This window comes from Nonomuraea sp. NPDC049129, assembly GCF_040648495.1.
In the GTDB taxonomy this organism is placed as follows: Bacteria; Actinomycetota; Actinomycetes; order Streptosporangiales; family Streptosporangiaceae; genus Nonomuraea.
This window is the reverse complement of record NZ_JBEZDU010000001.1, coordinates 1,038,414-1,058,837: the sequence shown is the minus strand read 5'-3', so window position 1 is coordinate 1,058,837 and position 20,424 is coordinate 1,038,414. Positions and strand designations below refer to the sequence as shown.

The following is a 20,424-nucleotide window of genomic DNA, read 5'->3' as shown; positions in this document are numbered from 1 at the left end:
TGGCCGCCGGGCAGAACCAGGCCAGCGCGGCTCCGCCGGCCGAACGGGTCGTGGAGCTGCTGAGCCGACCGGTTGGCGGGCAGAGGAGGGGGAAACGCCGCCGCTTGGCGGTTGTCCCCCTGTCGCCGCCCTTCCATCATCGAGACGTACGGTGAGATCTCGTGGAGGGAAGCTACATGGCACTTCATCCCAATCTCGACCCGGAGCTGAGGGCGGCGCTCGACCAGTTGGTCATGCCGTCGACGGATCTCAGCGACCCGGCGCTCGATCTCAGCGGGCACCGGGCGCAGATCAACGCCATGCTCGCGGCCGCCCCCAGACCGGACACCGAGGTCGTCATCGAGGACCGGTACGTGCCGGGGCCCGAAGGCGCGCCCGACATACGGCTGCGGATCTACCGGAAGCCGGGGACGGACACCGGCCGGCCCGGCCTGTACTGGATCCACGGCGGCGGCATGATCGTCGGCACGCCGGACATGGACGACCTCATGATGATCGGGTTCGCCGAGCAGCTCGGCGTCGTGATCGTCTCCGTGGACTACCGGCTCGCGCCCGACAACCCGCATCCGGCGCCGGTCGAGGACTGCTACGCCGGACTGGTGTGGACCGCCAAGAACACCGGCGACCTCGGCATCGACCCGGCCCGGCTGGCTGTGGGCGGGGCGAGCGCGGGTGGCGGGCTCGCCGGGGCCACCGTGTTGCTGGCCCGCGACCGGGGCGGCCCTGACATCTCGTTCCAGCTGCTGGTCTGCCCGATGCTCGACGACCGCAACATCACGCCGTCCAGCCACGAGTTCGCCGAGGCGGTGGTCTGGAACCGGGCCGCGAACCTGTTCGGATGGAAGGCCCTGCTCGGTGACAAGGCGGGGACCGAGGATGTCTCTCCCTATGCCGCGCCGGCACGGGCCACGGACCTGTCCGGGCTGCCGCCGACGTTCGTGGACGTGGGCGAGCTGGAGGTGTTCAGGGACGAGTGCATCGACTATGTGCAGCGGTTGGTCCAGGCCGGGGTTTCGACGGAGTTCCACCTCTACCCGGGTGCCTTCCATGGGTCTGACGGACTGATCCCGGACACGGAGTTGAGCAGGCGGGCGCGGGCGGCTCGGCTGGCGGCGCTCCAGCGGGCGTACCGGCAGGACGGCTCGCAGGGTGGCTGATCGCGGCGTGGCGTTCCGTTAGGACGGCTCGCGGCGCGGCTGAGCGCTGGGCGGTTACGGAGTCGAGGTCGGGCGTCGGTGGAGTTTCAGGTCGGGGGGCAGGCCGTGGCGGGCACGGTAGTCCGCCGCGCCGATCTGGTGCTTGGCCACGGCGTGCGCGGCCAGGCCGCGGGTCCACGTACCGCACTCCAGGCACACGAGCTGGCCGTCTCGTTCGGGTTGCCGGCCGTACGGCACCGCGGCCAGCTCGGCCGCCGACAGCGGTGGATGGGGGCGCGGCGTCCGGGGCACGAAGCCGACCGGCCGCGCCCCCCTCGGTGGGGTGAAGCCGTGCCGGTGGCGCAGCTCACGGGTCTTGCGCTGGGTGACGCCCAGCAGTTCGGCCAGGTCGGTGCCGTTCCAGTCGGCGGTGGCGGTGAGCAGGTCGGTGAGCGAGGCGTACCCGAGCTCACGGGCCCGTGTCTCATGCGGGTCGATTCCGTGCCGGGCCAGGTAGTCGGCCATCTTGACGCCGTGCATCACCGACACGTGCTGGACCAGGGTCTTGAACCAGCGCCCGCACTCCAGGCACAGCAGGTGACCGTTGCGGGTGGGCTGCGTGCCGTGCGGCACGGCCGCGAGCTCGTCGGCCGGGATCGCCGGGAGCAGCGCCGGATTTTTCACGACATAGTCCTTGGCCCAGCGGCCGGGCGCCTCGAATCCCAGCCGCCGTCGCAGCTTGTAGACCCGGCCCTTCGAGATGCCCAGCATGGAGGCGATCTCCTGGTTGGTCAGCTCCGGGTGGCGGGTGAAGAGCTGCTCGATGCTGACGTACCCCGCTGCCCGGCACCGCTCGGCGACCTCGGCCGCGAGCTTGGCCTTGCGCGCCGCGGTCCCCAGATGGCCGTACTTGACCACGGTTCCGCCGGTGCGCCGCGCGGCCCGTACGCCCGCGCGGCTCAAAGAGTCCCGCCCGGCCGCCTTCGACAGCTCGGCCAGCTCTTCCCGGGAGCGTTTGGGGCGCAGCTGGGCCCGGAACTCCGGGTCGGTGTCCCACTTGGCGCGCTGCGCCTGCCTGCGGACCGCCTTGACCGGGGTGGAGTGCAGGCCGAAGCCGCGCGGCAGCTCATGGACGCGCCGGTAGTCATCGGCTGACATGTCGTGTTTCGCCACGACATGCTGGCCGAGCTGCTTGAACCACAGGCCGCATTCCAGGCAGAGGAGCTTGCCTTCGGACTCCGGTTGCACGCCCGGTGGGACGTCGGTGGGCTTGCCGGGCGGGATCCAGTGTCCTGGCCGGCCGTTCTGGTTCTTGGTCACCCGGTCCCACTCCTGAAGATCATCCTGTTTCGTCGTTGGCGCGCAGCCGTACAAGAGCCAGGGCCAGGTGGGCGCGGAGGCGCCCGGCGGAGTCGGCGAGGGAGAAGCCCAGGGCCGACTCCGCCCGTGCGATCCGTACGGCCATCGAGCTGTGGTGCAGGTGCAGGACGGTGGCGGCCCGGCGTACCGAGCCCTCGGCGCAGAGCGCCCGCACGGCCGTGCGGCCCTCGTCGCCGAGCCGCTCCATCGACCGCACGTCGGCCAGCTCGGCGATCGCCGCGTCCGGCACGTCGGCGTAGAGGGCCAGCGCGCCCAGCTCGGTCCAGCGCACCACGCGGTCCTGCGGACCGGTGAAGCGCAGCGCTGTACGCGCGCCCGCCCATGACTCGGCCACCCGCGAACCGGGCAGCTCGGGACCGATGCCGACCCGGGCCGAGTCGGGCAGGCGTGGCAGCGCGGAGGCCACCAGCACCGCCTCCGTGTCGCCGATCCGGGCCGCGCGTACGTGGTGCCCCATCGTGCGCAGGCCGGGCACCAGGGCGAAGCCCTCGTCCGCGGGGACCGCGATGGCCAGCGCCTGCAGCGGCGTCGCGGGATCGAACCCCAGCAGCCGCAGCGCCCGCGCCCGCTCGGCCTCGCCGGTCTCCGCCGACAGCGCCAGCTCCACCAGCGCCGGGTCCCTGCCCTCCCGGGCCAGCGCGACGGCGCGTTCCAGCGTGACCTCCGCCGCGGCCGCGAACCGTTCGAGGACGATCTCGTCCAGCCCGTGCGGGGTGCCCTCGCGCTCCATCCAGACCGTGCCGAGACCGGCGGCCAGTTCCCTGACCGTGCCGGGCTGGTCAATGTGGTCGATGTGGTCGACCTGACCGCCGGGGTGCCTGCGGGTGGCCCTGCCGGTGGCGGCGTCGAGCAGGCCCACGGGGCACTGGGTCAGGTGGGCGGTCGCCGAGAGCAGCACCGGGACGCTCACGTGGTCGCGTACCAGCGAGTCGAAATAGGCGATGACGCGCACGGCGCTCTCCGCGTCGGTGTCCAGAGTCGACAGGCGGAGCAGCAGTCCTTGCACCGCTTCAGCGTATGTCCGAACACCGCTATCTGGCGACGCGACCAAGCGTGCGCTAGGTTGGTCTTCGTGGATCTCGACTTCTCCGCGGCCGAGCAGGAATTCCGTGCCGAGGTTCGCGACTGGCTGGCCCGGCACGTACCCGATGGGCTGCCGTCGATGGACACTCCCGAGGGTTTCGAGGCGCATCGCGCGTGGGAGGCGCTGCTCGCCTCCGCCCGGCTGTCCGCCGTCTCCTGGCCGGAGGAGTACGGCGGGCGGAACGCCTCTCTCATCGAGTGGCTGATCTTCGAGGAGGAGTACTGGGCCGCGGGCGCCCCCGGCCGGGTCACCCAGAACGGGATCTTCCTGCTGGCCCCGACCCTGATGGCGTACGGCACGGAGGAACAGCGACTGCGCTGGCTCCCCGGGATGGCTCGCGCCGACGAGGTCTGGGCACAGGCGTGGTCCGAGCCGGAGGCGGGCAGCGACCTGGCCGCGCTGAAATCCCGGGCGACTCGGGTGGAGGGTGGTTGGCGGCTGTACGGGCAGAAGACGTGGAGCTCCCGCGCCGCCTACGCCTCGCATGGGTTCGGCCTCTTTCGTACCTCGGAGGAGGGTCGGCATCGGGGGCTGACGTACTTCCTGTTCCCGCTCGATGCCGAAGAGGTGACGGTCCGGCCGATCGCGCAGCTCGACGGGCTGCCGGGGTTCGCCGAGCTGTTCTTCGACGGGGTCTTCGTGCCTGACTCGATGGTGCTCGGCGCGCCAGGCGAGGGCTGGCGGATCGCGATGGCCACCACGTCGTCCGAACGCGGTCTGGCCCTGCGCAGCCCCGGCCGCTTCCTGGCCACCGCCGACCGGCTCGTCCACCTGGCCCGCGACGCGGGTCCAGAACTCGCCGACCGGGCGGTCCGTTGCTGGACCGATGCCGAGGCGTACCGCCTGCACACCTTCACCACCGCCCGCAGGCTCATGTCGGGCGCCGAGATCGGGTCCGCCTCCAGCATGGGCAAGGTCTTCTGGTCCGAGCTGGACCTGCGGATGCACACCCTGGCCATGGAACTGCTCGGCGAGCGGGCGGGGGAGACGCCGTGGCTCGACGGGTTCCTGTTCGCGCTGGCGGGGCCCATCTACGCGGGCACGAACGAGATCCAGCGCAACATCATCGCCGAACGAGTCCTGGGGCTGCCCCGATGAACTCCAGCCCGACGCACTCTGGCTCCACGAACTCTGATCGACGAACGGCGGCTCCATGAACTTCGCCTTCACCGATGAGCAACGGGCCCTGGGAGCGACCGTACGGGATGTGCTGCGCGCCCACTGCCCACCCGCCGCGCTGCGCTCCGAACGCCGCCCGGCCTGGGAGCAGCTGGCCGAAATCGGGTTCTTCGGGCTGCTCCTGCCGCCGGACGCCGACGGGCTCGGGCTCAGGCTGGTGGACGCGCTGCCCGCGCTGGAGGAGACCGGTCGGGCCTGCCTGCCGGGACCGGTCGTGGAGACCGCCGTGGCGGCGCCGTACCTGCTGGAGGACATTCCCAAGCTCGCTTCCGGATCGGTCTGCGTGAGTGTGCTGCTGCCCGGCCAGGCGTACGCCCCTGACGCCGACCTGGCCGACCTGCTCGTGGTCGCGCGCGCCGACGGCCTGCACCTGGTCACCAAGGAGTCCGCACGGCTGACGCCCCGGCCCGGCGCCGACCCGTGCCGGAGGCTGTTCGACGTCGCCTTCGACGACTCCGTACTGCTGGACCGCTCGTACGTCCCCGCCCTGCGCCGGGCCACCGTGGCGACGGCGGCGCAGCTCATCGGGGTGGGCAGGCAACTGCTGACGGCCGCCGTGGCGCATGCCCAGGTCAGGACCCAGTTCGGGGCGGCCATCGGGTCGTTCCAGGCGGTCAAGCACCAGTTGTCCGACGTGGCCATCGCACTGGACTTCGCCGCCCCCCTCGTGCACCGCGCGGCGCTGTCGGTGGACGAGCCGGTGCTCTCGGCGGACCGGCAGGCGGACGCACCGTTGGCGGCGCGGCCGGGACGCGAGGCTGACCGTCCGGTGCCGAGCGTGGACCGGGACGTCAGTGCCGCCAAGGCCGCAGCCGGTGAGGCGGCCGCGCTGGCGGCCCGGGTGGCGCTGCAGGTGCACGGCGCGATCGGCTACACCGACGAGCTGGACCTGCGGTTCTGGCTGGCGCGGGCGTGGTCGCTGTCGGCCGCGTACGGGGGCTCCGCCGTACACCGGGCCCGTGTGCGGGAGTCGGTGATCGGCGGCGATCTGAGGCGGTACCCGTGAGGTACGGCGTCCCGCTCGGCCTCATCCACCCGGCCGCCTGGAAGGACGTGGCGGTGGCCGCCGACGAGCTGGGCTTCGAGTCCGTGTGGCTGCCCGAGCACCTCGTCTTCAGCACCGACCTGTCACTGGCCCTCTACCCGGGCACCTCGGAGCCGGGCATCAAGCCGGGCACGCCGCTGTTCGACGCGCCCGCGTACCTGTGCTGGCTGGCCGCGCTGACCTCCCGGATCAGGCTCGGCACGGCCGTACACCTCTTCGCGCTGCGCCACCCGTTCGTGGCGGCCCGCGCCTTCGCCACGCTCGACGTGGTGTCGTCGGGGCGGGCGATCTGCGGGGTGGGGGCAGGCTGGTACCAGGGGGAGTGGGATGCGGCCGGGATTCCGTTCGCCTCGCGCGGGGCCCGGCTGGACGAGGCGATCGAGGTGGCCAGGCGGCTGTGGAGTGAGCCAGTGGTCACGCATTCGGGGCGGTTCTACTCCTTTCCCGAGGTGGCGTTCGAGCCCAAGCCCGTACAGCACCGGCTGCCGATCCTGTGCGGCGGCGAGTCGCCGGCCGCCCTGCGCCGGGCGGCGACACTGTGTGACGGCTGGATCAGCATGCCGCACACGCTGGAGTCGATCAGGCCGCAGCTGTCCCGGCTGGCGGCGCTGCGGGGGGAGCGGCGTTGCTCGGTGACGGCGCATGCGTATTCGCTGGCGTCGCCGGAGGAGGTGGCGGACTGGGCGGAGCTGGGGGTGGACCGGCTGATCGTCCGTCCGTGGAAACGCAGCCGCGACGCCGTCTCCAGCCTGGCCACGTTCGCGAGCGAGTACGGCGTCACGTCGCGTTAGCCGTGCTCGTCTCAGGGCGTAAGGAACCGACCATGTCGCGTGGCGTCTAACCGAACATGATCGCCATGAATCCACGAGTGCGGGCGGCCACGGCGCTGATGTGGTCGATACTCCCGTTCGGAGCCATCGTCACGGCCCTGAACATCGCCGTCTGCGCCAGCGTGGAAGCGGTCGCCAGAAAGGCCCTGGCCCAGAGCCGGGACTACCTCGACTACGGCATGACCCACTTCGACACCGTCGCGTGGGGCAGAACGCAAGGGATCGCGGTCTTCTTTGTCCTGGCCGCGCTCGCCATCGGGGCTATCGCCTGGCTGATTCGGCGACAGCGGCGATTCAACCTCGTTGCTCTGCTCGTGGGGCCGTTGAGCCTGACCTATGTGTTCTGGGTGTGGAACATCCACATGAGCAACCCCGTTGCCGACGACGTCCTGTGGAAGATCCAGGAACTCGCCCCCGCCCTTCCCCTCACCAGCGACACGTTGCTCCCCGGCTGGTACCAGCCCACCCTGACCGTGACACTCCTGGCGGCGGCCGCCGCCCAGCTGTCGGCTCTGGCGCTGCTGATCTGGTCGCGGGCGCTGAGACGGATTCCGGCGGAGGGCGGTCTGTGGCGCGGCAAGGTTCTGGCGCTCATCGGGCCCGCGTGCGCGGCGGCGTATGCGGCGATCAACTTCGCCGGCATTTGGCTGGCCGACCTGTCAGTAGGGCCAGGTGATGGCACCGACTCGACGATCGCGGCCGCGTGGATATGGACCTCGGGGATAGCGCTCGTGTTCGGTGTCCTCGGCACGGTCCTGGCCGCCATCGACCTCTCGCTCCTGCGCGGCCGGGCCAAGGCATACAAAACGCTGCTTTCGCTATCCGTCGCGCTGACTTTGCTCTACTGCCTGATCCTCCTGCTGGCCTGGCAGTACGACCTGTCGGAACCGATGGACGAAACAACCGGCTTCACTGACTACCGGCCCTGGTGGCGTACCCCAGGGGTGATCACGGTCGCGGTGGTGGCCGCGATGGCCCAGCTCGACGTCCTACGGCTCATCGTCAGATCACGGATCACCGGAAAGAGCCTTCACTGACGCCAGGCAACGAGCGGATTTAGGATCACGCCGTATGGCACCGCAGCGTGAACGCGCCGTACCAGGCGACGCACTATGACAAGGTCGGTCGAAGGTTGCCGCGCCTGATCGTGGCGACGGAGCTGGGCAGCCGTTACTCACCCGCAGGTGCGTAACGGGCCTATCAGAAGCATTTCTGCTGTTGTAGCCAAGCACGCCAACGCACCCGATTGGATGAGACAACCATGACCGGCGAGATCCACAACGCAGGTGATGAAACCCAGGCATACGGCAACGCCACTCCTCAGGGCGAAGGAGGCCTGACAGTCTCAAATGAGGCGATGCTCGCCTACGGCTACGACCTAGGCGGCACTGGTGAATGGAAGGTTCGTGAGGCTTTCGAGGACGAAGACGGCTGGCTGATCCTCGATTGGTTCGGTCCCGAAGACGAGGAGAATGGCCACTTTGCCGAAGCCGCCATGGAGCAAATGCTGACCATGGTCGGGTTCACCGAGACGTGGGATACAGAAGCATATTGGGATCGCGCGCATGAGGCGCCAAAGCGTCTCAGTGTGGAAATCGTGCCCCACGGATCTAACGATGAACCGATGTACGTCCTCGCGACCCAGGTAATCCCAGCCCACCAAGACGGCCTCAAGGACGTTGCTGGTCTGCTGGCGGTTGAGCCATGGTGGGATGAAAGGTTGCGAACGGTGCTGTCTGGGCTCGGGCTGACGCCTACACAGCGGGAGGCGCGCTGGTTGCGTGTTCAACGTAGACACGTTTCGTAACTACTCCGCTTTCACTTCCTGGCCAACGCTGCCGTCAGTTGGCTCGCCACTTCCGGATGGGGGTCCTGGGGCTTCGGCTCGTGCTGCGTCCCCACAGTTAGCTCAGCCAGTCCCAGCCGAGCATGCCGCTCACGATGATCACGACATGCGGGCACGCGTCCAGCGCCTCGGGGATGCACCGCATGCATGTCGGTGGCTTGCTGAGGCGGCCGGTCGTGGCGTGCGTCTTCTCGTGGAAAACCCAGGACAGGCGCCCTGTGCCGGGGTCCAGCGCGGGACCTTCGCACACCTGGCATAGCCGGTGCAGCATGCATGCCCGCTGCCGGAGTGTGTGCATCTCCTGGTAGTTGACCTTTCCACGCCGATCGCACTTCTGCCGGGCCCACAGTACGGACAGGTTCCAATCGTCTGCCCTGGGGTCGCTGTAGGACAGCCGCCGCCCGCTCAGCGCCCACACGTCGTGGATGACGGCCAGGTCGAGCGCGACGGTCTCGACCTCGTAGGCGACGACGTACGGCACCCGGGCGGCAACCGTGGTCATACCGCCTCCCACGCGTCGGCCGGCGTTGCCCGTCGGCAGACCTGCTCGTGTTGTCAACGCCGGATCTGCCGGGCGGTCGCGTGGGGATGCGGACCCGTGACTGTCCATGCCCAGGACGCTACGACTTCGGAGTACGCACTCTGAAGCATTGTGCTCCAAGATGCTTCGCTATTCAGAAGGTGGGGCGCGGCGCGCAGCTTGGTGCATCAGCCTTCACTGGTGAGGCTCCAGCCCGTCGGCAACGTTCTCGATCAGGGCGCGGGCTTCCCGGCCGTAGATCGCCACGTCGGCCAGGCGGGCGAAGGTGCGCAGATACGTGCCGACTTCAGGGGCCTGGGTGATAGTGAGCGCCGCGGTGATGGTCTCGACCGACACCCACCGATCATCGAAGATCCAAAACCCGTGCACGGGGGCGACCGGGAAGGCCGCTGTGAAGGGAATAACGCCGAATCGCACAGTGCGCAGCGTGGACGCAACGGCCAGTTTGTCGAGTTGGCCGGCCAAGACCTCGGGTGGGCACAGCTGCAGCCGAAGCACGGATTCGGTGATGACGAAGTGGAAGCGGCGGCCTGGCGCGTAGAGGATCTGCTGGCGCGCCATCCTGGCGGCGACCGACTCATCAAGGTCATCGTGGGCACCGTCGGAGGTGATCGCCTCCTGGAGGCGGTAACGGGCGTACTCGGGTGTCTGGAGCAGGCCAGGTACGAAGCAGGACTCGAAATTGCGGACGATGGCGGCTTCTGCCTCGGCTTCGGCGAATGTCTGCTGTTGGGCTGCCATGCCACGCCGGAACATGCGGCGGAACTCGACGTACTGGCCTTCAAGGGAGCGCAGCGCGGCGATCAGCTCGGGAGTCTGCTCGGGGACGTGGCAGGTCGCCGCCCACGCCTCCAGGTCGGCGTCCGAGGGCGTCTGCTTTCCCCCCTCGATCTTGTAGATCTTCGTGCGGTGCCAGCCGTGAGCCTCGGCGAGCTGCCGGCCGGTCAGGCGAGCGTCTCGCCGCAGCTCACGTAGGCGGATGCCGAGCGCTTCACAGGCCCTCTCGTAGGTGGACATTCTGCTTGGTGTACTCCTGCCACGGGATGGCGTACTGCTGGGCCACGTCCCGGTAGTAGCAGTGCTTCACGACTACAGCGGGATCGGTGACAAGGTCGGCGCCCAGGAGAACGTCATCGTTCCCGAATCTCAGGATGAGCAGCGTAGTGGAGTCGATCAACCAGAAGTCGTGGTCCGGCAAGTCGAGCCGAGCCGCCCGCGGACGAGACAGATATCGGATGTCCTCGCCCGCTTGGATGTTGAAGCGGGCGAGGGCCAGGCCGAAGCGGGTGTAGTCCGAGTGCGGCTCCGATACGACGCGAACCCGCTCCATGCGCTCGCCGGCCGAGAGCCGGGGTGCCAGTTCGGCGATCCAGTCGTCCATGTAGGACTCATCGATCTCTCCGCTGTCGAGGAAGCGATGGATGATGGGTTCCTCTTCGGGCTCGCTGTAGTTCTCGCGGGTTTCGAGCCGGAACGCGGTGTGCTGGAAGGCGTGCAGGGTCTCGACCCACTCGGATCGCGTCAGGAACCTTCCGCTCACTCCCGCGGTCCTCGCGCGAGCTTCAGGACCTCCGGCGGGACCTCGACATAGAATTCGTCGTCGCGTACGTCGACGAGGTCCGCTATCGCTTCTGGATCATTCAGGAGCTTGCCCTGGACGACGTAGGTGCCACGGTCGGTCTCGTAGAGAGCCGGGCAGCCGGTCTTACCGCTGGACGTGCCGAGGAGTCTGAGCCTTACGATCGCGCCTCTCGGGAGAATCGAATCCGAATGCACTTGATGCTCAATGATGCGGAGAAGCGCGTCAAGGTGCGCGTGAGGTAGGTGGGTATAACCCCCTGGTTCCCATCCGGGCACACCGGGTTCATCGACATCAGGAGCGTCCGCGCGGTGGCGGCCTCTTTGGGAGTCTGGCTTGCGGGGCCAATTGCGGGCGGCGGCGGCAGGAGTTCCGCCGCCGCTCGCTCGGTCAGTCGCAGCGGACCGTCGACACGGAATATGTTCCGTTCGCACCGGTCACCGTGACGGTCGTGGTGTAGCAGGCAACCTCGCTGGCGAGGCTCTTGAGCTTCATCCAGAAGTCGGAATCACTGTTCCCGCCCCACGGAATGGCTTCGACGCCTCCGGGATATGAGGTCCAGCCGCCGCCACCCCCGTTGGGGACAGGGACATAGCGCGGCATGTCCCTTGGGTCGCACACCGCGCCCTGAGACATCAGCCTCATGCCCTTCTTGGCGCGGTTGCCGACCTGCTTCGCCCATTTCGAGTTCTGCATTTGTATCGAGGCGGCGAGGAAGTTGCCGGACTTCACGGCATTGATCACTCCCGTGAACTGCCCGAAGCGTGTGGGGCCGAGATTGTACATCATGTCGATCAGTACGACCTGCCTGGCCGACGACAGTGCGTTGAAGTTGTCGATCACCCGGCCGACGTTCGCGACGGCGGCCCGGTAGTCGCCCTTGAACAGGGTGATGATCTGCAGCGGGGTCAGGTCCTGGGTTCCGGCACGCACCGCGGCGTAGTTGGCGCCGACGGCCGTCAGCAGGGCTTGCGCGTCGGAGCGGTCGAGGTTGAAGCCCACACCCACCGTGGGGTGCGGGGGGACGGCGCTGTCCATGTAGACATGCGTGTCTCCGTACAGTCCGTTTCGGCTCTCGTTCTCCGCTACGTACGCCTCCATCTGCTCGGGCGTCAGCTGCGGCTCCTGGCTCGGATCCTGGTCGGGATCGTCCGGGATGCCGCCGGGGCCGCTGCCGCCGGGGCCGCCACCGGTGCTGGTGGAGCAGGGACCATCGGCGAAGGCGGGGGCCGCGGCGACCGTGATCGTGGTGAGGGTGGAGAGGAGGAGGGAGGTGGTGGCGAGTACGGTCGCGAGGAGTTTTCGGCGCGGAACTCTGCGAGGGGTCATGAGACCTCCTGGTCCGGGCGGGGGGTGACCAGCTCATGATCACAGCGCGGTGGAGTTCGTGAATATCCCAGAAGTCTGGGATATTCCGGGCGTCCGGTTAGGCTGCCGCCGTGATCTCGCGCAGGGCAGTGGAGCGCCAGGTGATCTCCGATCTACGGGACCTGGCCGGGGCGGAATTGACCGCGGCGCAGGTGTTCCGGCAGGCCGATCCGGTGCTGCGGGACGCGCTCGGATTCGACGCCGTGTGCTGGCATACGACCGATCCCGCGACGGGCCTGGTCAACTCGGTGCTCACCGAGGACCTGAGGCTGGACGATTTCCACCAGGCGGTACAGCTGGAGATCTGGGGCGATGACACCGCGCGGTTTCCCGAGATCCGGCTCAGCGGCCGTGGCGCCGACACCCTCAGCCGCGCCACCGGCGGGGTCCTGCGGCGCAGCCTGCGCTTCCGGGAGCAGATCGGGCCGGCGGGCTTCGGCGACGAGCTCCGCGCCGTGTTCGACGCCGGAGGCGGGATGTGGGGCTGCGCGGCGTTCATGCGCGCTCCTGACCGGGGTCCGTACCGGCCCGGTGAGCTGGCGCTGGCCCAGCGCGCGGCCCGGTACCTGGGTGTCGCCCTGCAGCGCGGCCAGCTGCTGCGGTCGCCTGCTCCGCCGGCGCCGATGCCGCCCGCCGTGGTGCTGCTCGGGCCGGACAATCACCTGGTCAGCGCCGATGAGCGGGCCGAGCGGTTGCTGGGCGAGTTCACCGATGACTCGGCCTCGATCTTCACCGTGCCGACGTCGTTCGTCATGGTGGCCGAGCAGGCCAGGGGAGCGGTGGCGGGCGGCCGTACTCCTCCTCCGCTTCGGGTACGTGGCCGCGACGGCACCTGGTTCGTGCTGCACGCCTCACTGATGGGCGGCAAGGCGGATGGTGCCTCGGCGGTGGTGATCGCGCCGGCCTCGGCCGCCGACATCATGCCGGTGGTGTTCGCCTCGTACGGACTCACCCCCCGCGAGCGTGAGGTCGCCGTGCGCGTCGTCCAGGGCCGAGCTACCGAGGACATCGCGCAGGCGCTGTGCACCACGGCCCTGACCGTGCAGGACCATCTCAAATCGATCTTCACCAAGGCGGGTGTCCGTAGCCGGCGCGAGTTCGTCGCTCAGCTTCTCACGGCCCATCCCCCGGAAGTGTGGACCTGACGGGCATTTCCGGGGGCCGTCAGGCGCGGTGGCGGCCCCTGCGGGAGCCCGGCTTGCGGGGTGCCGGCGCCTCGACGATGGTGCCGCCTTGCGTGTGTGCGGCCGTCTGCAGCCGGTCGTCCCCGGTACGCCTGGCCGCCCAAAGGAGGTCGTTCGCCGCGCGCTCGTCGTCGCCTCCCACAGCCAGGGAGGTGGGTGCCAAGCTCTCGTGGCTTCGGTGGCGGCGGCCATGGAGGGTGGGGTCGAAAGGCTCGGTGCCGAACAGCTCGAGATGAGATGGGGCGGCCAGCGGAGAGCGGTGGCGGCGGCCGTGGGGTGAGGAGTCCTGGGTGAACCCCTCGGTGGGATGAGGGGCGGGGGAGCGGTGGCGTCGGCCGCGCAGCGGGCCCTCGGACGTGAAGGGAGCCGGTTCCTCGATCGGGTGCCCGCTGCGGCGGCGACGGCCGTAGTAGCCGCCCGTCTGAGAGCCGTGCGTCTCGCCCGGGGCGGGCCAGGGCTCGGTCGCCCTCGTGTACGGCGTGCGCCCGCCGGGGTGCTGCGACGCGGCACTGACGCGTCGTGCGGTGGCGCTGGAACGAGCCCCGGAGCGGGTCCCGAGATGGTGTGGGGTGGCGGCACGGCGGGTGGAAGGGGTGAAAGCGTCGAACGCCGGCGTCGTCTCCCGAACAGGGGAGAAGGCGTCGAATGCCGTCGTCGCCTCTGGGATGGGGACCGAGGCGAGGGACAACAACGCGGCGATCGGCTCGGTCGGCTCCAGGTGGACCGCTGCCGGCACCGAAAGCTCGGCCGGGACGGTCGATCCCACCAGCTCCAGGCGGGTCGTCGCTGGGATGGTGACGTCGGTGGACGGCGTGGTGAGGCTGGCGCCCACCAGCGCGTCCGTGGACGTACCGGCGCCTACCAGCACAGGGGCCGCGTCGGTGCGGGGCTTGCGGCGGTGGCGGTGGCGGGTGGCCGGGCCCGTGGAGCGTGCGGCCGGGGCGGCGACAGCGGCCGCGCGGACCGGGCGTACGCGCAGCTGCCGGGTCTTGGCGACGGCGAGGACCGCGAGGGCGGCCACCAGCGCGGAGCCGATCAGCGCGGGAGACGAGAGAGTGGGCACCGGTGCGCTGGACGACGCGTCGACGATGGTGGGAAGGGGCGCGGGGTTGCTGGTGACCGCGTTGGTGTCGGCGGTGGCCGGCTTGGCGTGCTTGCCCTTCTTGGGCGCCTGCTCGGCGGCCTTCGTGGTGGCCGCGGGCGATGACTTGCGGGTGGCCGTGGGCGCCGGGGAGGCGGCCTGCTGGGGAGTGTCCGCGCCCGTGGCCTGCTTGGGGCGGGCGACCAGCGGGGCACCTCCCTGGCCGATGCGGGGGATCATGTCGACGAGCGGGGTGCCGTCGGGGAGCTGGAGCTTGCCCACGTCGGTCGCGGAGGTGGACGTCTGCTCGGTCGCCCGGTGCTGCGCGTCCCACTCGCCCTCGACCTGGTTCTTGGCGGCCTCGTTCTCCAGGCGGGTCTTGATCTTCTCCGGGTAGCCGTAGCCGACGACCTTGCTGGTGTCACGTTCCTTGCGCTTGGCGACGCCGCCGTCGATGTTGCCCTCGATCGTGAAGATCTTGTCGCCCTCGACCTTGGTCACCAGGCCGACGTGGTCGATGGCGTCGATGTCGTTCGAGCCGCTCCAGTCGTAGAAGACCAAGGCGCCGGGCTTGGGCTTGTGGCCCCAGGCACCCTGCTCCTTGAACCACTCAGCGTGCTGCACGGTCCACGCGAACTGGCCGATCCAGTCCTGGTAGCCGAGCTTGTGAGCGGCCCACGACAGGTACATGTCACACCAAGGGGCGGAGGTGTAGTCGGCGTCGAACTCGACGTTCTTGCCGTACCAGTGGCCGAACTTGGTGTACTCGTCGGCCTTCTCGGAGTAGCCGAGCTGGCTCTCGAGCAGGTCGATGTACTTCTTCATCTCAGGCGTCATTGACGTGCGAGGGAACCTTCCGGGCAAGACCGGGTTTACCCACACAGCCCTGGGTAGAGGGACAGATGTGGCAAAACCGGCGGCCTGTCGTCTTCCGTGCTGAAGGAGGCTACCGTGACGTAAGGGCAGGTCAGGTACGGGCCAACGGAGCTCCAAGAGGTCATGCGACCCTAAACCGCAGGTCAAAAGCTTGCCAGAAATGTCCCAAAGAAGACTGGTTGATAGTAAAAGATCTACCTTTGGGTGTCTAGAACGTGTTTTGGTAGAACCTGTTCTAAGATGCGGCCATGACGATCGACGTCGCCGCCGGCGAGTCCCGCACCGCCGCCCTGTGCGCCCTGGCGCAGCAGACCAGAGAACTGATGGACGCGGTGATAGGCACTGGCGTTGAGGAAGACGAGTTGGTGGCCGTGGCCGCCGAGCTCACCGCCCTGACCGAACGGCTCGAAGCGACCGTCCGCGAGTCTCCGCGGCCCTACGACATCGCGCCGGACGGCACCGTACGCCACCTGGGCAACGCCGCCATCGGCGCCGCGAACCCGTTCGCCGTGCCGCTGGTCGTGGAGCGGCTGGCGAGTGGCGGGGTACGGGCGGAGGTGTCGTTCCGGCCGCTGCACGAGGGGCCGCCCGGCGCCGTGCACGGCGGGATCACTGCGATGGCCCTCGACCACCTGCTGGGGCAGGCGGTGGCCGTCGCCGGGCTGGCGGGCATGACGGGCACGCTGACCATCCGCTACCGGGCGCCCGTGCCGTACGACCGGCCGGTGGTCGTGACGGCGGAGCACACGCGTACGGAAGGGCGCAAGGCGTGGGCGGACGCCCGCGTGGCGCTGCCGGACGGCACGCTGCTGGCCGAGGCGACAGGCATCTTCATCACCCCGACCGCCTGGCTGAACGGCCCCCCGATACCGACGGCCCCCGACAGCGCTGGTCAGTAGCCCGCACCGGTCAGCAGGCCGCCGTCCACCGTGAACTCGCTGCCCGTGCAGTAGCTGGACCGGTCCGAGGCCAGGAACGCCACCACGTGCGACACCTCCACCGGCTTGGCGAAGCGCTTGATGACCATGCTGCGGAGGAACGCGTCCGCGTCCACCTCGCTCATGATCTCGGGATCCATGGCCATCGAGGTGTTGATCGCCCCGGGGTGTACCGAGTTGACGCGGATCTTGTAGCGGGCCAGCTCGCGGGCGGCCGACTTGGTGACGCCCCTGATGGCGAACTTCGAGGCCGCGTACGCCGACAACCCCTCGGCGCCGACGAAGCCCTCGATCGAGGAGATGTTCACGATCGAGCCGCGCCCGGCGGCCCGCATCGGCGTGATGGCGGACTTGACGCCGAGCCAGGTGCCCCTGAGGTTCACGTTGATCACGCGGTCGAACTCTTCGATCGTCATATCGCTGATACGCCGAAATTTCAGGATCCCGGCGTTGTTGACCAGGATGTCTAACCTGTCGTGCAGATCCGTCACGGTCGCGATCGCGCGGTCCCAGTCCTCTGGGGCGGTGACGTCGTGATGGACGAAGGTCGCGCCCGTCTCCTCAGCCAGCGCCTTGCCCTCTTCATCCAGTACGTCACCGAACACCACGCGCGCCCCCTCCGCCAGGAACAGCCGCACATGCGCCTCGCCCATGCCGCGCGCCCCGCCGGTGATCAGTGCCACCTTGCCGTCAAGCAGTCCCATTGCGACCTCCCGCCGCGACGGCCACCGCGGCCGCCTCCATAGTTCGGTAGACGGGGATCCCGGCCGCCGCCACGATCGCCCTGACCTCGTCCTCGACACCGGCAGGCGCGCACTCGCCGTTCCTGGTGACCAGGGTGACCCTGGTCCCCGGGAGGGCGTCCTGCGCGGCCGCCAGCGCCCGCGCGTACTCGAACAGCGGCTCGGCCCGCGTCCCATAGGTGAAGAAGCTCTGTACGTTCACGTGCGCCACCACATCCGGGTACGACCGGTGCCGCACGATCGCCTCGACGGCCCGCTGGACCAGGTCCGGCCCGCTCCGAGGGCCGACGGGCACCTCCAGCGGGTTGGCCAGCGAGGACCCGGCCCCCAGCCCCAGCCCGCGCAACTCCCCGAGCGCCGAGTCCGGCAGCGGCCCGAGCGACACCCCGGCCCGGTCGAAGGCGTCGGCGGCCAGCACACTCGCCCCACCACTCGGCCCGATCACCAGCGCTCCACCACGCGACTCCCCGCTCCGAGAGTCCGGATCTGCCATCCGGGCGCCGTGTGCCTGGAAGAAGGCGAGGACGCCGATCAGGTCGTCCTGGGAGGTCACCAGCGTCGCCCCGGTCTGGTCAGCGAGCGCCTGCCAGATCCGCCCATCGCTCACCAGCCCGCCGGTGTGCGAGGCCGCGGCCCGCTGCCCCTGCGCGCTGCGCCCACCGACCAGCAGCACCACGGGCACCGGAGCGGCAGCCAGCGCCTCGTACAGCGCCCGTCCGTCACGCGGGTCCTCCAGATAGAGCCCGACGGCCCGCGTCTCGGCGTCGGCCGACAGCCAGCGGAGCAGTTCGGCCGGAGTGACGTCGGCCGCGTTCCCCACGGTGACCACCCGGCTGAAGGCCAGCCCACGACGCTCGCCGACCTTGATCACCTCCCCGGCCAGCCCGCCGCTCTGCGAGATCAGCGCGACCGTCCCCGCCGGGCCGATCCCCCCGCCGACGAACGTCTGCCGCCCGCGCGGGCAGTACACGCCCATGCAGTTGGGGCCGAGCAGCCGCGTCCCCGCCGCCCGCGCCGCCGCGACGAGCTCCCGCTCCAGTTCCGGCCGTCCCGCCTCGCCGAAGCCGCCGCTCATGACCTGCACGTACGGCACGCCGGACGCCTCACGTACGACCTGGGCACACCGCTCCGCGGGCACCGCCACCAGCGCGTAGTCCACGTCCGCCGCGGCCAGGGACGGCACGGCGGGCACGCCGCCCACCTCCCGCGCTTCGGGGTGCACCGCGACCAGGGGGATGCCGGCGGCCTTGTAGAACTCGAGGAACATGTTCCCGAAGTTCGGCCGCGTGGTGGAGGCCCCGACCACGGCCACCGCCCTGGGCTCGAAGAGCGGCCCGAAGTCCGCGGGCTCGGAGCGCGGTCCGACGTCCGTGGGTTCGGAGTGCGCCCCAAGGCCCGCGGGCTCGCCGAGCACGTCGTCCTGATCGCCGTTCGAGGCGTGACCCGCCGGGAGATACCGCGCGTCCACCGCCACAACGCCCGATTCGGTAGCGATCACCGGATTGATCTCGAACTCGCCCAGTTCCAGCCGCTCCCACAGCCCGCCAGACCCGCCGACCGTCATGAGCAGCTTCACCACCGCGTCCACGTCCACCCCTGGACGCCCGCGCAACCCGTACAGCACCGGAGACCCGCGCAGCGAGCCCAGCATCCGCCGCGCGTCCCCCTCCGAGATCGGGCAGAGGCCCAGCGCCGTGTCCCGCAGCGTCTCGGTCCACACCCCGCCCAGCCCGGCGAGCAGCACGGGCCCGAAGCCCGGATCGTGGACCAGCCCGACGATCAGCTCAACCCCGCCGGCCGCCTGCTCTTCGACCAGAAACCCCTCGGCCGCCACACCCGAGGCCAGCATCCTGGCGGCTTCGATCGGGACGTCGGCCCGGCTCAGCCCGAGCACCACGGCCCCGGCGTCGGACTTGTGCACGATCTCGGGCCCGTACGCCTTCAGCACCAGCGGCTCGCGCAACTCCGCGACCGGGGCGAAGTCCATGTCGCGCACCACCACGCCTCGCGGCACCGGTACCCCGGCCGCGCGCAGCAGTTCCTTGGCCTCGTGTTCCGCGACCACGGCTCAGGTCTCCAGCAGGTGGCCGTGCCGCTCTCTGATCTCTCTGCGTAAGAGCTTGCCGGGCCCGCCGGAGGCGTCCTCGAAGTGCGGCAGCGCGTCGGCCACCAGGATGTGGTCCGGCCGCTGGTGCGGCGCCAGGATGTCGTCCAGGGCCCGCGCGAGCTTGGCCGCGTCGAGCGAGTGCCCGGAACGCGCCACCACGGCCAGCAGGATCCGCTGCTCGGCCGCGTCCTGCCCGTCGACGTGCGCGGGCACCCCGACCGCCCCGGCCTCCGCCACGCCGTCGAGCGCGGCGGCGGCCTCCTCGACCGCGACCGGCTGGGTCCAGACGCCGCCTTTGAGAATCGCGTCCTCGCGCCGCCCGAGCACGCGCAGCACCCCGTCGGGGGAGACGGAGCCGAGGTCGCCGCCGACGTACCACTCGCCGCGCAGCACCTCCGCCGTCTTGTCCGGCAGACCGTCGTAGCCGGACATCCGGTGCGGCCCGGACAGGTTGATCTCGCCGACCTCGTCCACCACGCGGCGCCCCGACGGATCGGTCACCCGGACGGCGTTGCCGGTGCGCGCCCGGCCGGACGAGCCGAGCGGCGTGGAGCCGTCGTCCACCCGGCCCATGCAGGTGTAGGGGGCCTCGGTCTGGCCGTAGTAGGAGTAGACGCCCGCGTCGGGCAGCCGGTCCTTGATCCGGCCGAGCATGGTGGCCGTCAGCGGCTCGCCGCCCAGCATGATCACCCGGATGGACGACAGGTCCACCGCCTCGTGCTCCGACGAGCCCAGCAGCGCCGCGTAGAACGACGGGATCTGCGACACGTGCGTGACCCGCTCGCGCGGCACGACGCGCAGGAAGTTCGCCGGGCCCCAGTCCTGCTCCAGCACCAGCCGCATCCCGGCGTACAGGGCGGGCCCGACGATGGCCGGGAAGCCGATGCCCCAGATGATCGCGCCCGTGCCGAACACCGCGTCGGGCCCGCGCGGCACGTCGAGCCAGATCTGCGCGGTCGCCAGCGACGAGGCGTGCGTGTGGACGACGGGCTTGGGCAGCCCGGTCGTCCCCGAGGTGTAGTAGAGCGCGAGCGGATCGTCGTGGAAGCCGCCGAGCGGCGGCTCCTCCTCCGAGCCGTCCGAGAGATCGGACGCGTTGATCCAGGTGGTGATGGCGGGCAGCGACGACCTGATCTCCGCGACCACCCCCTCCACGGTCGAGTCGTACACGAACGCCGTGCACCCCGACTGCTCCACCACCGCGCGCAGCGTGTCGACCGGCCAGTACGGATTCAGCGCCGCCGTCACCGCGCCGATCTTGGCCTGCGCCAGGTACACCTCAGCCACGTGCAGCGTCTCGTTCAGCAGCGCGGCCACCCGCCGTCCCGGGCTGATGCCCGCCGCGAGCAGCGCGTGCGCGCGCCGGTTGACGGTCCTGTTCAGCTCGTCATAGGTGAAGCTCCGCTCGCCGCAGTAGGTGAGCGCCACCTGGTCGGGGGTGCTCATCGCCGCGGCGGTCAGGATCGCGTGGCCATAGTTGCCGTACGGTGATCGCGCCATCGGGGGT

At 70.0% G+C, this 20,424-nt stretch carries 19 protein-coding genes; 8 read left to right on the top strand and 11 right to left on the bottom strand.

Annotation, left to right across the window (positions count from 1 at the left end; genetic code table 11):
• Window positions 1-176 precede the first annotated feature (176 nt).
• Entirely contained in the window at window positions 177-1,157 is a 981-nt protein-coding gene (locus AB0B64_RS04715; protein WP_358174669.1) for an alpha/beta hydrolase, read from the top strand.
• A 54-nt stretch (window positions 1,158-1,211) separates the two neighbouring features.
• Here the strand turns inward: AB0B64_RS04715 and AB0B64_RS04710 are convergent, their stop codons facing one another.
• Together AB0B64_RS04710 and AB0B64_RS04705 are read right to left on the bottom strand one after the other, a co-directional pair.
• Window positions 1,212-2,456, bottom strand: coding sequence for a MucR family transcriptional regulator (locus tag AB0B64_RS04710; protein WP_358174666.1), 1,245 nt, complete (start codon window positions 2,454-2,456; stop codon window positions 1,212-1,214).
• 19 nt (window positions 2,457-2,475) lie between these two features.
• A complete protein-coding gene (locus AB0B64_RS04705; protein WP_358174663.1) occupies window positions 2,476-3,522 on the bottom strand; it encodes a helix-turn-helix domain-containing protein in 1,047 nt (348 codons plus the stop codon).
• Window positions 3,523-3,588: 66 nt separating this feature from the next.
• On the opposite strand from AB0B64_RS04705, the gene AB0B64_RS04700 reads away from it, so the two are divergent.
• The 5 genes from AB0B64_RS04700 to AB0B64_RS04680 all read left to right on the top strand — a co-directional run bounded on the left by AB0B64_RS04700 (window position 3,589) and on the right by AB0B64_RS04680 (window position 8,461).
• The gene (locus AB0B64_RS04700) at window positions 3,589-4,698 is read left to right on the top strand and encodes an acyl-CoA dehydrogenase family protein (protein WP_358174660.1); all 1,110 of its coding nucleotides are present in this window, start codon (window positions 3,589-3,591) and stop codon (window positions 4,696-4,698) included.
• A gap of 55 nt (window positions 4,699-4,753) precedes the next feature.
• A complete protein-coding gene (locus AB0B64_RS04695; RefSeq protein ID WP_358174657.1) occupies window positions 4,754-5,785 on the top strand; it encodes an acyl-CoA dehydrogenase family protein in 1,032 nt (343 codons plus the stop codon).
• A complete protein-coding gene (locus AB0B64_RS04690) occupies window positions 5,782-6,615 on the top strand; it encodes a TIGR03619 family F420-dependent LLM class oxidoreductase (RefSeq protein WP_357946546.1) in 834 nt (277 codons plus the stop codon). The genes AB0B64_RS04695 and AB0B64_RS04690 overlap by 4 nt, the downstream gene beginning before the upstream one ends.
• 65 nt (window positions 6,616-6,680) lie before the next feature.
• The gene (locus AB0B64_RS04685) at window positions 6,681-7,691 is read left to right on the top strand and encodes a hypothetical protein (protein ID WP_357946549.1); all 1,011 of its coding nucleotides are present in this window, start codon (window positions 6,681-6,683) and stop codon (window positions 7,689-7,691) included.
• A 224-nt stretch (window positions 7,692-7,915) separates the two neighbouring features.
• Window positions 7,916-8,461: a hypothetical protein gene (locus AB0B64_RS04680; protein WP_357946551.1), complete on the top strand. Its 546-nt coding sequence runs from the start codon at window positions 7,916-7,918 to the stop codon at window positions 8,459-8,461.
• Between the two features lie 97 nt (window positions 8,462-8,558).
• Here the strand turns inward: AB0B64_RS04680 and AB0B64_RS04675 are convergent, their stop codons facing one another.
• The 5 genes from AB0B64_RS04675 to AB0B64_RS04655 all read right to left on the bottom strand — a co-directional run bounded on the left by AB0B64_RS04675 (window position 8,559) and on the right by AB0B64_RS04655 (window position 11,949).
• Window positions 8,559-9,002, bottom strand: coding sequence for a hypothetical protein (locus tag AB0B64_RS04675; RefSeq protein WP_357946554.1), 444 nt, complete (start codon window positions 9,000-9,002; stop codon window positions 8,559-8,561).
• A 213-nt stretch (window positions 9,003-9,215) separates the two neighbouring features.
• Window positions 9,216-10,058 (bottom strand): helix-turn-helix transcriptional regulator, encoded by an 843-nt coding sequence (locus AB0B64_RS04670; protein WP_358174654.1) that lies wholly within the window; start codon window positions 10,056-10,058, stop codon window positions 9,216-9,218.
• A complete protein-coding gene (locus AB0B64_RS04665; protein WP_358174651.1) occupies window positions 10,033-10,581 on the bottom strand; it encodes a DUF6879 family protein in 549 nt (182 codons plus the stop codon). The genes AB0B64_RS04670 and AB0B64_RS04665 overlap by 26 nt, the downstream gene beginning before the upstream one ends.
• A complete protein-coding gene (locus tag AB0B64_RS04660; RefSeq protein ID WP_358174648.1) occupies window positions 10,578-10,817 on the bottom strand; it encodes a hypothetical protein in 240 nt (79 codons plus the stop codon). The genes AB0B64_RS04665 and AB0B64_RS04660 overlap by 4 nt, the downstream gene beginning before the upstream one ends.
• A gap of 193 nt (window positions 10,818-11,010) precedes the next feature.
• Window positions 11,011-11,949: a hypothetical protein gene (locus AB0B64_RS04655; RefSeq protein WP_358174645.1), complete on the bottom strand. Its 939-nt coding sequence runs from the start codon at window positions 11,947-11,949 to the stop codon at window positions 11,011-11,013.
• A gap of 110 nt (window positions 11,950-12,059) precedes the next feature.
• Between AB0B64_RS04655 and AB0B64_RS04650 the strand changes: the two genes are divergently transcribed.
• Window positions 12,060-13,133: a helix-turn-helix transcriptional regulator gene (locus AB0B64_RS04650; RefSeq protein ID WP_357946568.1), complete on the top strand. Its 1,074-nt coding sequence runs from the start codon at window positions 12,060-12,062 to the stop codon at window positions 13,131-13,133.
• 19 nt (window positions 13,134-13,152) lie between these two features.
• Here AB0B64_RS04650 and AB0B64_RS04645 read toward each other — a convergent pair whose 3' ends face one another.
• Window positions 13,153-15,090, bottom strand: a complete 1,938-nt coding sequence (locus AB0B64_RS04645) for a CHAP domain-containing protein (RefSeq protein WP_358174642.1) — start codon at window positions 15,088-15,090, stop codon at window positions 13,153-13,155.
• Window positions 15,091-15,377: 287 nt separating this feature from the next.
• Here AB0B64_RS04645 and AB0B64_RS04640 point away from each other — a divergent pair, with 287 nt between their 5' ends.
• The gene (locus AB0B64_RS04640) at window positions 15,378-16,028 is read left to right on the top strand and encodes a PaaI family thioesterase (RefSeq protein ID WP_357946574.1); all 651 of its coding nucleotides are present in this window, start codon (window positions 15,378-15,380) and stop codon (window positions 16,026-16,028) included.
• On the opposite strand, the gene AB0B64_RS04635 is transcribed toward AB0B64_RS04640, so the two are convergent.
• Genes AB0B64_RS04635 through AB0B64_RS04625 form a run of 3 tightly spaced genes read right to left on the bottom strand, consistent with a single transcriptional unit; the run spans window position 16,022 to window position 20,417 of the window.
• Complete coding sequence (locus AB0B64_RS04635; RefSeq protein ID WP_358174639.1) at window positions 16,022-16,771, bottom strand: glucose 1-dehydrogenase; 750 nt, start codon at window positions 16,769-16,771, stop codon at window positions 16,022-16,024. The two genes, AB0B64_RS04640 and AB0B64_RS04635, sit on opposite strands and share 7 nt — an antisense overlap.
• A complete protein-coding gene (locus AB0B64_RS04630) occupies window positions 16,758-18,875 on the bottom strand; it encodes an acetate--CoA ligase family protein (RefSeq protein ID WP_358174636.1) in 2,118 nt (705 codons plus the stop codon). Before AB0B64_RS04630 ends, AB0B64_RS04635 begins: the two co-directional genes overlap by 14 nt.
• Window positions 18,876-18,878: 3 nt before the next feature.
• Window positions 18,879-20,417 (bottom strand): class I adenylate-forming enzyme family protein, encoded by a 1,539-nt coding sequence (locus AB0B64_RS04625; protein ID WP_358174633.1) that lies wholly within the window; start codon window positions 20,415-20,417, stop codon window positions 18,879-18,881.
• Between the last annotated feature and the right edge of the window lie 7 nt (window positions 20,418-20,424).